This window comes from Streptomyces sp. NPDC006393 (assembly GCF_040628575.1).
Lineage (GTDB): Bacteria > Actinomycetota > Actinomycetes > Streptomycetales > Streptomycetaceae > Streptomyces.
Genome location: NZ_JBEXZD010000169.1, coordinates 1 through 11,932 on the forward strand (window position 1 = coordinate 1; position 11,932 = coordinate 11,932).

An 11,932-nucleotide genomic window follows, 5' to 3' on the forward strand; every position below is an offset into this window, starting at 1 on the left:
TCTCGGTGGTCGACGCCGACTACGAGGACCACTACGTCGAGAACAACTGCTACGAGCCCGTCTGCTTCCGCCTGGTGCTGGAGGTCACCTCGAGCAACTACCGAACCGACCTGCGCACGAAGGTCACCGCATACGCCGAGGCGAAGGTCCCTGTCTACGTCATCGTGGACCGTAGACACCAGCGCCTGCACGTACTCACGGAACCTGCCGGGGACACGTACAAGAACCACCGCCCGCACGCCCCCGGCGAAGTTGTCACCCTCCCCGACTCCATCGGCGCCAAGGTCGCCCTCGACGTCGATGCGATCCTCAAAGCCGGAAAGAGGAAGGCGGGTTGACCGGCCCCTGCCTCAGAGCCGCCCCAGCTTCCACAGCCGGAACACGCCCGTGCCGTCCGAGAGGTACTGGCCGCCGCCGACGTCCTCGATGGAGACGACGTACTCCTTCTGCTGCCACAGCGGGATCAGCGGCACGTCCTGCGCCACTTCCGCCTGGAGGTTGCGGAAGTCCACGGCGACCCGGCTGCGGTCGGCGTACTGCTGGCTGTCCGTGATGAGGCGGTCGACGGCCTTGCTGCTGTAGCCGGTGTTCATGCTGGAGCCGGTGCCGACGAGCGGGCCGGCGAAGGTGTCCGGGTCCGGGTAGTCGGGCACCCAGCCGACCGCGTACGCGTCGAGCTTGCCGCCCGCCCAGCGCTTTTGGAAGTCGGTCCACTCGTAGCCCTTGACGTCGACCTTGAACAGGCCGCTCGCCTCCAGCTGCCGCTTGATCTCCATGGCCTCCTCGGCGCCCGCGCCGCGCCCCTCGCCGTAGCCGTAGGTGAAGCGCACCGGGATCGACACGCCGGCCTCGGTGAGCAGCTTCCGCGCCTTCTTGGCGTCCTGGGCCGGATAGGTGTCGAAGAACGAGGTGGTGTGGCCGGTGATGCCCGCCGGGACGAGGGAGTACAGCGCGTCCACCGTCCCGTCGTACACGCTGCCGGCCAGCTGCTCGCGGTTGATCAGCCAGGCGATGGCGCGGCGGACGCGGACGTCGTGCAGCGGCGAGGAGGAACGCGTGTTGAGGTAGAGGTTGCGGGTCTCGGAGCTGTCGGACTCCAACACGCGCTGGTCGGGGTCGCTCGGGTTGAGCGCGGCGAGCACCTTGGGCGGCAGCGTGCGCGTGGCGACCTCGATCTGCTTGTCCTGCCAGGCCTTGTCGAGCGCACTGGCCTGCGGGTAGTAGCGCAGGTCGATGGGGTACCCGGTGCCGTCGACCGCGCCCTCGTAGGAGCCGTTCGGCTTCAGCTCGGCGCTCTTGTCCTTGGTGTAGCCCGTCAGGCGGTACGGTCCGGTGCCGTCGACCTGGTTGCCCGTGCGCAGCGCGTCCATCGGGTAGCGGGTGTGGTCGACGATGGAGCCGGCTCCGGTGGCGACCTTGAAGGGGAACGTGGCGTCCGGCGTGGACAGATGGAAGGTGACGACCATCCCTTCGGCGTCCACCGAGCCGAGCGTGGAGAACAGCGGTGCCGGACCGACGTCGGACTTGATCTTCTTGACCCGGTCGAAGGAGTACTTCACGTCCTCGGCGGTCATCGCCCGGCCGCTCGGGAACTTCAGCCCCGAGCGCAGCTCGCAGCGGTAGGTGCGCAGTCCGCCGCCCGCGAAGGCGCAGCTCTTGGCCGCGTCCGGGACGGGGGTGGCACCGTTCGGATCGAAGGTCAGCAGGGACTGGAACAGGTTGCTGTACAGGGCCCAGGATCCGGCGTCGTAGGCGCCGGCCGGGTCGAGCGAGGTGACGGCGTCCGTCGTCCCGACGATGATCGTCTTGTCCTTGCCGCCCTGCGACGGAAGCAGTTGCCAGCCGCCCACGCCCACGATGGCCAGGACCAGCAGCGCCAACAGAATCCGCATGCGAACCGATCGCATCGGTGATGCCCTCCCCAGGCCCTCCGCGGGCCGCTGTGCATATGCCACACCCCTGAGTGGCGCGGACACCTAATCACAGGTGTTTCACCTCGAGGAAGAGGGTTCTGGAGAGGATGAAAAGACGTTATGAAGAAGTGTTTTCAGTTTGTTTCACAGGAACTTCTCAGCCAACCCCTTGAGTTGAGGGAATTACACCCTTTCATCCGCTTTTCCGGTCGTCCTTGTCACGCCTGCGGGGAGGCCAGCTGGATGACGGTGATGTCGGACGGGGCGCCCACGCGCGTCGGCGGTCCCCACGCCCCGGCTCCCCGGCTGACGTACAACTGGGTGTCGCCGTACCGCTCCAGGCCGGCGACGGTCGGGTTGGCGGCGGCCGCGATGAGGCTGCCCGGCCAGAGCTGACCGCCGTGGGTGTGACCGGACAGCTGGAGGTCGACCCCGTGCCGGACCGCCTCGTGGATCTGCACCGGCTGGTGGGCCAGGAGCACACACGCGCGCAGGGGGTCCCGGTCGCCGAGCGCGCGGTCGAAGTCGGGGCCCTGCCCCTGGCTCTCGCCCTGTACGTCGTTGACGCCGGCCAGGTCGAAGCCGGGCAGCTCGGTGCGCGCGTTCTCCAGGGGGTGCAGGCCGAGCCGCCGCACCTCCTCCACCCACTGCTCGGCGCCGGAGAAGTACTCGTGGTTGCCGGTCACGAAGTACGCCCCGTGCCGCGCCCTGAGCCGCGCGAGCGGGGCCGCGGCCGGTCCGAGGTCCTTGACGCTGCCGTCCACCAGGTCGCCGACCACCGCGATGAGGTCGGGCCGGGTGGCGTTGACGGTGTCGACCACCTTCTGCGCGAAGCCCCGGCCGAGGATCGGCCCCAGGTGGATGTCGCTGACCACCGCGATCCGGAAACCGTCCGCCGACCGCGGGAGCTTCGCGAGCGGCACGGTGACCCGCTTCACCCCGGGTCCCCGCAGCACCCCGTACGTCCCGTACCCCACGGTCCCCACGGCAGCGGTGGCGGCGGCGCCGGCCAGGACACGGGAGACGAAGAGGCGCCGGGTGGGGCTGAGGGCGGAGACGGGGGCGGGAGCGGACGTGAGGGCGGCGCAGACGAGAGGGGCGCCGGCGGTGGTGGTCAGCGGGGCGGGGCTGGAGACGGGTGCCGTGGCGGGTTCTCCGACGGATTCCTCGACGAGGGCCGCGTCGCCCTCGCCAGGACTGATCCCGTCGCCCTCGCCAGGACTGATCCCGTCGCCCACGCCGGGGCCGATCCCGTCGCCCACGCCGGGGCCGATCCCGTTGCCCGTCCGGCCCGCCCCGGAGCGACGGGCCGTGAGCCGGCGCAGCAGGGGGCGTACGGCCTCGCCCGCCAGCAGGGCCAGCAGCAGGTAGATCGACAGGGCGAGCCACAGGAAGCCCGGCCAGGCGAGGGTGCGCTGGAGCCAGAAGGGCGCTCCGGCGCGCTCGGTCACGAGGGCGGCCACCGCCAGCGCCCAGCCGCCCGCGATCAGCAGCGCGCCCACGCGCCGCGACCGGCCCGGTCCGGCGGTCGTGTCGCGGAACAGACGGCGCCACACATACCAGTTGGCCGCCACGACGGCCGTCAGGGCGAGCAGTGCCCCGAGCACGAAGACGACCACCATGCCGCCCGTCCCTTCCGTGTCCGGAACGCTATGACGTCCGGCGCAGTGCGCGCAGTCCGCGCAACCCGACGACCCCGATGACCGTCCCCAATACGAAGGAGACGACGGCCAGCGCCAGGTGCACCCAGAAGTACGCCGTGGGATCCCCGTGGTCGAACGCCAGGCCGCTGCTGTCCTTGACGAGATTCTTGACGAAAGTGACCCAGATGATCCAGCTCCACACCCCGAAGGCGAGCAGGAACCAGGAGAGGGGGCGGCTGAGCTTCATACGTCCAGTATCGCTGCCGGACGCCTCGCTCCCGGCCCGGGGTGGGAGGGCGGATGGGGTGCCGCCGGTCACGGCAGGTACGTTTCCGACCGTGCCCGCACCCAAGAAGACCGTCAAGCGATCCCTTCTGGTCGCTTCCGCCGCCCTGTTGTCCGCGTCGCTGACCGCGCCCGCCGCCCTGGCGGCTCCGGCCCCGAAGACCAGCCCGTCGGCGACTCCCCCGGCGAACATGTCCACGGTGGGCGGCGCCCGCCTCGGCCAGGCCGGCACGCAGGTCGACCTGGCCAGTGGCGTACCGGTCCTGCCCAAGGACCTCACGGCCCGTTCCTGGATCGTCGCCGACGCCGAGTCGGGCCAGGTGCTGGCCGCGCACAACGCGCACTGGCGGCTGCCACCGGCCAGCACCCTGAAGATGCTGTTCGCCGACACCCTCCTGCCTAAGCTCCCCCGGACGCAGGAGCACAAGGTCGCCCCGAAGGACCTCGCCGGCATGGGCGCCGGTTCCAGCCTGGTCGGGATCAAGGAGAACGAGACCTACACGGTCCACGACCTGTGGCTGGGCGTCTTCCTGCGCTCGGGCAACGACGCCGTGCACGTGCTGTCCGCGATGAACGGGGGCGTCTCCCAGACCGTCGCGGACATGAACGCGCACGCCCAGGAGCTCCAGGCGCTCGACACCTATGTGGTGTCCCCGGACGGCTACGACGCCCCACGCCAGGTCTCCTCGGCGTACGACCTGACCCTGTTCGCCCGCTCCGGGCTCCAGAAGAAGGACTTCCGGGAGTACTGCTCGACGGTACGGGCCAAGTTCCCCGGCGAGACGAAGAAGGACAAGAAGGGCAAGAAGACCCGGACCTCCTTCGAGATCCAGAACACCGACCGGCTGCTGAGCGGCGACTACGACCTCTCCGTCTACCAGGGGATAGCGGGGGTGAAGAACGGCAACACCACCAACGCGGGCGCCACCTTCACCGGTGTCGCCGAACGCGGCGGCCACGTCCTGCTGGTGACCGTGATGAACCCCGAGAAGAAGGAGCACAACGAGGTCTACCGGGAGACCGCCAGGCTCTTCGACTGGGGCTTCCAGGCGGTCGGCAAGGTGCGGCCGGTGGGCGAACTGGTGCCGCCGAAGGGCGCCGTGTCCGCGAGCGCCCGGCCGAGCCCGACGGCCTCGGCCGGTCAGGCGGGCGGCGGTCAGGCCGGCGGCTCGTCGGCCAAGCCGGTGGCGAGCGCCTCGGTCAGAAGCGGCTCCAGCGGCATGGGGATCGCCCTGGGCATCGCCGGCGGAGTCGTGGTGCTGCTCGCGGCCGGCGCCTATCTGGTCAACCGCCGCTGGCCGCTGCCGGACCTGGTGCGCCGCCGCCCCCGTCCGTGAGCCGGTCCCCCGGCCCGTCCTCCCCGTCGCCGCCCGTACCCTCGCCGTCCGGGACCGGCTCGACGCGTGTCGCCGTCCAGGCGGCGCAGTACAGCACGAGCTTGGCGGTGAAGTTGATCCACAGCAGCAGGGCGACGGGGACGCCGAACGCGCCGTACATGCTCTTCGTCGCCACGCCCTGGATGTAGCCGCTGAGCAGCAGCTTCAGCAGTTCGAAGCCGACCGCTCCGAGCAGCGCGGCGACCAGCAGCCGGCGGCGCGGCGGTTCGACGCCGGGCAGCAGGGTGAGCACGTACAGCAGCACCAGGAAGTCGGCGGCGACGGCGACGAGGAAGGCGACGACCTGCAACACGACGCTGCCCCAGCCGTGTTCGCTCAGGCCGATCTGGCGGGTGAGCCATCCGACGGCGGCCGAGGCGACCGTGGAGACGGCCAGGGTGACCAGCACCGCGCCGCCGAGGCCGATGAGGATGCCGCCGTCCTTCAGCTTGTTCAGGATCGGGTTCTCCTCGGCGTCGGGCAGTTCCCAGACCGCGCGCAGGCAGTCGCGCATCTGGCCGACCCAGCCCATGCCGGTGAACAGCAGCAGGGCGCCCGCGACGACCCCGACCGTGCCCGCGTTCTGCGCCAGGGAGCTGATGTGCAGTTGCTCGCCCAGGCCGGGGAACTGCTCGGTGATCTTGTGCTCCAGCGTGCCCTGCTGCTCGGCGCTGAGCGTGGCGGCGCCGAGCGCGGCGGCGAGCGTCAGCAGCGGGAAGAGCGCGACGAAGCTGACGAACGTCATGGCGGCGGCCAGCCGCGTCCACTTCACGCGGTCCAGACGCTCGTACGACCGCCAGGCGTGCGTGAGCATCAGCCGCGCCACCCAGGGGCCGACGACGGGGAGGTTCTTCAGCCAGTCCATGATCCGACATGTGCCCGCTCCTGGCCGCCGTCAACACCGCGTTTCTACGACAGAAGGTCCATAAGCGGACGATACAGTCGTCTGCCGTGAAGGATGCCTCCGGTCCCACCCGTCTGCTCCGGCTCTCCCCGCTCCCCGGCTCCCTGCTCGTCCTCGGCGGCACATCCGGGATCGCGCTGGCCGTGGCGCGCCGGCTCGTCGCACGCCGCACCCGCACGGTGTGGCTGGCGGGCCGGCCCTCGCCCGCCCTGGAGGAGGCCGCCGGGCACCTGCGCTCCCTGGGCGCGGACGTACGCACCGTCGCCTTCGACGCGCTCGATCCCGCGTCCCACGAGGAGGCGCTCGGCAAGGTGTTCGCCGAGGGCGACATCGACATGGTCCTGCTGGCCTTCGGCGTCCTCGGCGACCAGGCCTACGACGAACGGGAGCCGCTGAACGCGGTGCGGGTCGCGCAGACCAACTACACCGGAGCGGTGTCCTCGGGCCTGGTGGCCGCGCGGGAGCTGCAGAACCAGGGGCACGGCTCGCTCGTCGTGCTCTCCTCGGTCTCCGGCGAGCGGGCCCGCCGCACGGACTTCATCTACGGCTCCAGCAAGGCCGCGCTGGACACCTTCACGCAGGGTCTGGGCGACGCGCTGTACGGCACGGGCGTGCATGTGATGGCCGTACGCCCCGGTTTCGTGCGGTCGGCGGCGACGGCCGGGCGGCCGGTGCCGCCGTTCGCGAGCACGCCGGAGGAGGTCGCCACGGCCGTCGAGCTGGGGCTGCGGCGGCGCTCGGAGACCGTGTGGGTGCCGGGGGTCCTCCGGCCGGTGGCGGCGGTGCTGCGGCACCTGCCGCGGGCGCTGTACCGGCGGCTGCCCTTGTAGGGCCCCTGCTGCCCTTGCGGGGCCCTGCCGCCCTTGCAGGGCTGCTGCCCCGAGCCCCTCGGTCCGCCGCCCTCTACCGCGCGGGCAGCGTGCCGCTGTCCACCGGGGCCGCCTGCGGGGGCACCACCGTGGAGCCGCCGAAGGCGAACTCCCGCAGCTTGCGCCAGACTCCGTCCGGCCCCTGCTCGTGCAGGGCGAAGCCGGTGCACCACCACTCGGCCCGGTAGCCGGCGAGTTCGTGGAGGGCGCGGTCCATCGCCGCCTCGTCGATGCCGTGCGCCACCGTGACATGCGGGTGGTAGGGGAACTGGAGTGCGCGTGCCACCGGTCCCGAGCCCTCACGGACCCGTTCCTGGAGCCGGGTGCAGGCCTCGGCACCCTCGACGACCCGGACGTACACCACCGGCGACAGCGGCCGGAAGGTGTCCGTCCCGGACAGCCGCATCACGAAGGGCCGGCCGGCCGCGGCCACCTCCGTGAGATGCGCCTCGACGGCCGCCAGCTCGGCGGTGTCCACCTCGGTCGGCGGCAGCAGGGTGACGTGCGTGGGGATGCCGTGAGCCGCGGCGTCGCCGAAGCCCGCGCGCCGCTGCTGGAGCAGGCTGCCGTGGGGCTCCGGGACCGCGATCGACACGCCGATCGTTACGGTCCCCACGTCGTCTCCTGTCGTCGTGTCGGGTGAGTTGTCTGTTTCGTTCTCAGCCGTCCGGCTATCGACTGTACGTCCCCGGCCGTCCCGAGGGCAGGCGCAGGCACAGTGATGTGCGGCGCTCTGTCCCCCGGGGGCGTGTGTGCGGTGGTGCGCCTCAGTGCTTGGCGGGCAGGAAGCCCACCCTCTCGTACGCCCGGGAGAGGGTCTCCGCGGCGACCGTGCGCGCCTTCTCCGCTCCCTTGGCCAGGATCGAGTCCAGGGTCTCCGGGTCGTCCAGGTACTGCTGGGTCTGCTCCTTGAACGGCGTCACGAAGTCGACCACGACCTCGGCGAGGTCCGTCTTGAGCGCACCGTAGCCCTTGCCGGCGTACTTCTCCTCCAGTTCGGCGACGCCCGTGCCGGTGAGCGTCGAGTAGATCGTCAGGAGGTTGCTGACGCCGGGCTTGGTCTCCGGGTCGAAGCGGACGACGGTGTCGGTGTCGGTGACCGCGCTCTTGACCTTCTTCGCGGTGGCCTTCGGCTCGTCCAGCAGGTTGACCAGGCCCTTCGGCGTGGACGCCGACTTGCTCATCTTGATCGTCGGGTCCTGGAGGTCGTAGATCTTCGCCGTCTCCTTCAGGATGTACGCCGAGGGGATGGTGAAGGTCTCGCCGTAGCGTCCGTTGAAGCGCTCGGCGAGGTCACGGGTGAGCTCGATGTGCTGCCGCTGGTCCTCGCCGACCGGCACCTCGTTGGCCTGGTAGAGCAGGATGTCGGCGACCTGGAGCACCGGATAGGTGAACAGCCCGACGGAGGTGCGCTCGGCTCCGTGCCGGGCGGACTTGTCCTTGAACTGGGTCATCCGGGACGCCTCACCGAAGCCGGTGAGACAGTTCATGACCCAGGCGAGCTGGGCGTGCTCGGGGACGTGGCTCTGGACGAAGAGCGTGCACCGCTCCGGGTCCAGGCCGGCGGCCAGCAGCTGGGCGGCGGCGAGCCGGGTGTTGGCGCGCAGCTCGGCCGGGTCCTGCGGGACCGTGATCGCATGCAGGTCGACGACCATGTAGAACGCGTCGTGGGTCTCTTGCAGGGCCACCCACTGGCGGACGGCGCCGAGGTAGTTCCCGAGGTGGAACGAGCCTGCGGTGGGCTGGATTCCGGAGAGCACGCGAGGTCGGTCTGTGGCCATGCTCATCATTCTCTCAGGTCCGCGGGCCCGATCCGGAACTGGCCGGAAACAGATGGGATCCGATCCGTCCCCGGCGGTGTAACAAGGGGCGGGGGACCTCGGGGTGCGACAGAGGGCGGGTGAGGGGGCGTGATGCGGCGGCTGGTCTGTGTGGCGGCGGCCACGACGGCGGCGGTGCTGGCGGGTGGCTCGGGGGCGCGGGCGACGGACCGGGCGGCTCCCGAGGAACCCGACGTGGCGGTGGTCGTGACCGCCGGCGAGGGGCGCACCGAGTCCTGGCATTCCGGGGAGACGGACTTCGACCGGCTGCGGTGGCTGCTGGACCCGGCGTACACCGGCACGGAACGGGTGCCGGAGGCCTGGTCGCAGGGCCGGTACCCGCCGGTGCGGTTCACGGTGCTGTGGGGGCTGACCGGGGTCGGCGGCTGGCCGCAGACGAGCCGGGCGCCCGGCGGTGACGTGGCGATGCTGCGCCAGGACCAGTTGTTCGTCGCCGAGGACGGCACCCCGTGGGTGCGCACCGACCCGGCGCCGGACCTGCCGGACGACGACATCCGCTGGCACCGCGCATCGCGCGGGGCCTACGACCGGCTGGCGGACACCGGCTTCCTCGGGCTCGGCGGGCAGCGGGCCGCCGCCCGCGAGGGCGGGGAGCGGGACGGTGTGTGGTGGGCGGCCGCGGGGCTCGCCGCCGGGGTCGCCGGGACGCTCCTGACACGCCGCGCGGCGGCCCGGCGCAAGGCCGGACCGCCGCGTGAGGAGCCGCGTCAGGAGCTGATCGATCTCTGAGCTCCCCGGGGGCGGGAAACCCTGGCCGCGTCAGCCGAGGTCGATCTCCGGGTACAGCGGGAAGGCGGCCACCAGGTCGGTGGCGCGGTGGGAGATCTCGTCGGCGATCTTCGGGTCGAGGACGTGGGCGGCCTTGGAGGGGGCGCCGGACTTGGTGGTGCCGGGCTCGGCGCTGGTGAGGACGCGGTCGATCAGGCCGGCGACCTCGTCCATCTCCGCCGTGCCGAGGCCGCGGGTCGTGAGCGCGGGCGTACCGACGCGGATGCCGGAGGTGTACCAGGCGCCGTTGGGGTCGGCCGGGATCGCGTTGCGGTTGGTGACGATGCCGGACTCGAGGAGGGCGGCCTCGGCCTGGCGGCCGGTGAGGCCGTAGGAGGTGGCGACGTCGATCAGGTTGAGGTGGTTGTCGGTGCCGCCGGTGACGAGGGTGGCGCCGCGGCGCGTCAGGCCCTCGGCGAGGGCCCGGGAGTTGTCGACGATGCGCTGGGCGTAGTCCTGGAAGGCGGGCTGTCGGGCCTCGGCCAGGGCGACCGCCTTCGCGGCCATGACGTGCGGGAGGGGGCCGCCGAGGACCATCGGGCAGCCGCGGTCGACCTGGTCCTTGAGGGAGTCGTCGCACAGGACCATGCCGCCGCGCGGGCCGCGCAGGGACTTGTGCGTGGTGGTCGTCACGATCTGGGCGTGCGGGACCGGGTCGAAGTCGCCGGTCAGGACCTTGCCCGCCACCAGGCCCGCGAAGTGGGCCATGTCGACCATGAGCGTCGCGCCGACCTCGTCGGCGATCTCGCGCATGATCCGGAAGTTCACCAGACGGGGGTACGCGGAGTAGCCGGCGACGATGATCAGCGGCTTGAACTCGCGGGCCTGGGCGCGCAGCGCGTCGTAGTCGATCAGGCCGGTGGCCGGGTCGGTGCCGTAGGAGCGCTGGTCGAACATCTTGCCGGAGATGTTGGGGCGGAAGCCGTGGGTGAGGTGGCCGCCGGCGTCCAGGGACATGCCGAGCATGCGCTGGTTGCCGAAGGCCTGGCGCAGCTCGGCCCAGTCGGCCTCGGTCAGGTCGTTGACCTGGCGGGCTCCGGCCTTCTCCAGGAAGGGGACCTCGACGCGGTCGGCGAGGACGGCCCAGAAGGCGACCAGGTTGGCGTCGATGCCGGAGTGGGGCTGGACGTAGGCGTGGCGGGCGCCGAAGAGTTCACGCGCGTGCTCGGCGGCCAGGGACTCGACGGTGTCGACGTTGCGGCAGCCGGCGTAGAAGCGGCGGCCGACGGTGCCCTCGGCGTACTTGTCGCTGAACCAGTTGCCCATCGCCAGGAGGGTGGCCGGGGAGGCGTAGTTCTCGGAGGCGATCAGCTTGAGCATCTCGCGCTGGTCGGCGACCTCCTGGCCGATGGCGTCGGCGACGCGCGGCTCGACGGCGCGGATCACGTCGAGGGCGGCGCGGAAGGCGGTGGACTCGTGGGAGAGGGGCGCAGACATCTCGGGGACCTCCGGGCGTGGCGTTCGGCGTTCGGCGTTCACGGTACGGCCCAGGCGCACGGCACACTCGCTGCTCGGGCCGCTCCCCGATGGTCGGTCCCATCTTTGGGTCCTGGCGTCACCAGGACCAGACGCGCCAGTCACGGCCCGCACGTCAGCCTACCGGGTGACCTGCCCGGGGGCGCTGCCACGTCCACCATGCGAGCCGGGCCGAGCGGGGCCGAACGGGCCGAACGGGGCCGAGCAGGACCGTCAGAGGATCACGTGCGGCAGGAAGCGGGCGTACTCGTCGGTGACCAGCCCGGCCGACTCGCGGATGCCGAGGCCCGCGGACTCGTCCTCGACGACCCAGGCGCCGAGGACGACGTGGTTGCCGTCGAAGGCGGGCAGCGGGGCGAGCGCCTGGTAGCAGCAGGGTTCGTCGCGTACGACGGGCTCGGTCCCCGGCTCGTGCACCGTCACTCCCTCGCCCTCGCGGCCGAGCAGCGGCTTGGCGACCCAGCCGGTGGTCGCCGCCAGCTCGCGCGGGCCGTCGAGGTACGCGGCAAGCAGGTTGGGGTGGCCGGGGTACAGCTCCCAGAGGATCGCCAGCAGTGCCTTGTTGCTCAGCAGCATCTTCCAGGCGGGCTCGATCCACAGGGTGGAGCCGGTGCCGCCGCCGTTGTCGAGGGTGTCCAGGACGTGGCCGGCGAAGCGGTCGGTGGTGAGCCACTCCCACGGGTACAGCTTGAAGATGCCGCGGATGAAGCGGAGGCCGTTGTCGACGAACCGGCCGGAGAGCGGGTCCCAGCCGATCTCCTCCATGGATGTCCAGTCGGTGTCGAGGCCGGCCTGTTCGGCGGTCTCCTTCAGATAGGCGACCGTCATCAGGTCCTCGCCGAGTTCGTCGGCGGCGG

Annotated in this window: 12 protein-coding genes and 1 riboswitch; of the genes, 4 read left to right on the plus strand and 8 right to left on the minus strand. The window is 71.4% G+C overall.

All coding sequences use genetic code 11. The annotated features are described in order from the left end of the window. A partial coding sequence (locus tag ABZ484_RS37015; RefSeq protein ID WP_358870347.1) for a Uma2 family endonuclease occupies nt 1–338 on the plus strand: 338 nt, incomplete at its 5' end. A 12-nt stretch (nt 339–350) separates the two neighbouring features. Here the strand turns inward: ABZ484_RS37015 and ABZ484_RS37020 are convergent. The 3 genes from ABZ484_RS37020 to ABZ484_RS37030 all read right to left on the minus strand — a co-directional run bounded on the left by ABZ484_RS37020 (nt 351) and on the right by ABZ484_RS37030 (nt 3,803). Continuing rightward, nucleotides 351–1,892, minus strand: coding sequence for an ABC transporter substrate-binding protein (locus ABZ484_RS37020; RefSeq protein WP_358870348.1), 1,542 nt, complete (start codon nt 1,890–1,892; stop codon nt 351–353). A 239-nt stretch (nt 1,893–2,131) separates the two neighbouring features. Continuing rightward, nucleotides 2,132–3,535: a metallophosphoesterase gene (locus tag ABZ484_RS37025; RefSeq protein WP_358870349.1), complete on the minus strand. Its 1,404-nt coding sequence runs from the start codon at nt 3,533–3,535 to the stop codon at nt 2,132–2,134. Between the two features lie 28 nt (nt 3,536–3,563). After that, nucleotides 3,564–3,803 (minus strand): SCO4848 family membrane protein, encoded by a 240-nt coding sequence (locus ABZ484_RS37030; RefSeq protein WP_306186368.1) that lies wholly within the window; start codon nt 3,801–3,803, stop codon nt 3,564–3,566. Nucleotides 3,804–3,894: 91 nt separating this feature from the next. On the opposite strand from ABZ484_RS37030, the gene ABZ484_RS37035 reads away from it, so the two are divergent. Beyond that, nucleotides 3,895–5,178 carry a D-alanyl-D-alanine carboxypeptidase gene (locus ABZ484_RS37035; protein WP_358870350.1) on the plus strand — a complete coding sequence of 428 codons (1,284 nt, stop codon included), beginning with the start codon at nt 3,895–3,897 and terminating at the stop codon, nt 5,176–5,178. Here the strand turns inward: ABZ484_RS37035 and ABZ484_RS37040 are convergent. Further along, nucleotides 5,126–6,082 carry a YihY/virulence factor BrkB family protein gene (locus ABZ484_RS37040; protein WP_358870351.1) on the minus strand — a complete coding sequence of 319 codons (957 nt, stop codon included), beginning with the start codon at nt 6,080–6,082 and terminating at the stop codon, nt 5,126–5,128. The two genes, ABZ484_RS37035 and ABZ484_RS37040, sit on opposite strands and share 53 nt — an antisense overlap. Before the next feature lie 113 nt (nt 6,083–6,195). On the opposite strand from ABZ484_RS37040, the gene ABZ484_RS37045 reads away from it, so the two are divergent. Then, the gene (locus tag ABZ484_RS37045) at nt 6,196–6,951 is read left to right on the plus strand and encodes an SDR family NAD(P)-dependent oxidoreductase (protein WP_358870356.1); all 756 of its coding nucleotides are present in this window, start codon (nt 6,196–6,198) and stop codon (nt 6,949–6,951) included. Between the two features lie 73 nt (nt 6,952–7,024). On the opposite strand, the gene ABZ484_RS37050 is transcribed toward ABZ484_RS37045, so the two are convergent. Both ABZ484_RS37050 and trpS read right to left on the minus strand, forming a co-directional pair. Then, nucleotides 7,025–7,606 carry a 2'-5' RNA ligase family protein gene (locus ABZ484_RS37050; protein ID WP_358870352.1) on the minus strand — a complete coding sequence of 194 codons (582 nt, stop codon included), beginning with the start codon at nt 7,604–7,606 and terminating at the stop codon, nt 7,025–7,027. Nucleotides 7,607–7,757: 151 nt separating this feature from the next. Then, entirely contained in the window at nt 7,758–8,771 is a 1,014-nt protein-coding gene (gene trpS, locus ABZ484_RS37055; protein ID WP_358870353.1) for a tryptophan--tRNA ligase, read from the minus strand. 132 nt (nt 8,772–8,903) lie between these two features. On the opposite strand from trpS, the gene ABZ484_RS37060 reads away from it, so the two are divergent. Further along, complete coding sequence (locus ABZ484_RS37060; RefSeq protein WP_358870354.1) at nt 8,904–9,560, plus strand: hypothetical protein; 657 nt, start codon at nt 8,904–8,906, stop codon at nt 9,558–9,560. 30 nt (nt 9,561–9,590) lie between these two features. On the opposite strand, the gene ABZ484_RS37065 is transcribed toward ABZ484_RS37060, so the two are convergent. Continuing rightward, complete coding sequence (locus ABZ484_RS37065) at nt 9,591–11,036, minus strand: glycine hydroxymethyltransferase (protein ID WP_030165454.1); 1,446 nt, start codon at nt 11,034–11,036, stop codon at nt 9,591–9,593. A gap of 41 nt (nt 11,037–11,077) precedes the next feature. After that, a riboswitch (ZMP/ZTP riboswitch) is annotated at nt 11,078–11,190 on the minus strand. A 98-nt stretch (nt 11,191–11,288) separates the two neighbouring features. After that, on the minus strand, nt 11,289–11,932 hold a 644-nt coding region (locus tag ABZ484_RS37070; protein ID WP_358870355.1), incomplete at its 5' end, for a glutathionylspermidine synthase family protein.

Bases quoted from the DNA above. Each gene is read 5' to 3' on its own strand.
- ABZ484_RS37060 (WP_358870354.1), top strand. From the start codon at position 8,904: ATGCGGCGGCTGGTCTGTGTGGCGGCGGCCACGACGGCGGCGGTGCTG.
- trpS (WP_358870353.1), bottom strand. From the start codon at position 8,771: ATGGCCACAGACCGACCTCGCGTGCTCTCCGGAATCCAGCCCACCGCA.
- ABZ484_RS37020 (WP_358870348.1), bottom strand. From the start codon at position 1,892: ATGCGGATTCTGTTGGCGCTGCTGGTCCTGGCCATCGTGGGCGTGGGC.
- ABZ484_RS37065 (WP_030165454.1), bottom strand. From the start codon at position 11,036: ATGTCTGCGCCCCTCTCCCACGAGTCCACCGCCTTCCGCGCCGCCCTC.
- ABZ484_RS37030 (WP_306186368.1), bottom strand. From the start codon at position 3,803: ATGAAGCTCAGCCGCCCCCTCTCCTGGTTCCTGCTCGCCTTCGGGGTG.
- ABZ484_RS37040 (WP_358870351.1), bottom strand. From the start codon at position 6,082: ATGGACTGGCTGAAGAACCTCCCCGTCGTCGGCCCCTGGGTGGCGCGG.
- ABZ484_RS37025 (WP_358870349.1), bottom strand. From the start codon at position 3,535: ATGGTGGTCGTCTTCGTGCTCGGGGCACTGCTCGCCCTGACGGCCGTC.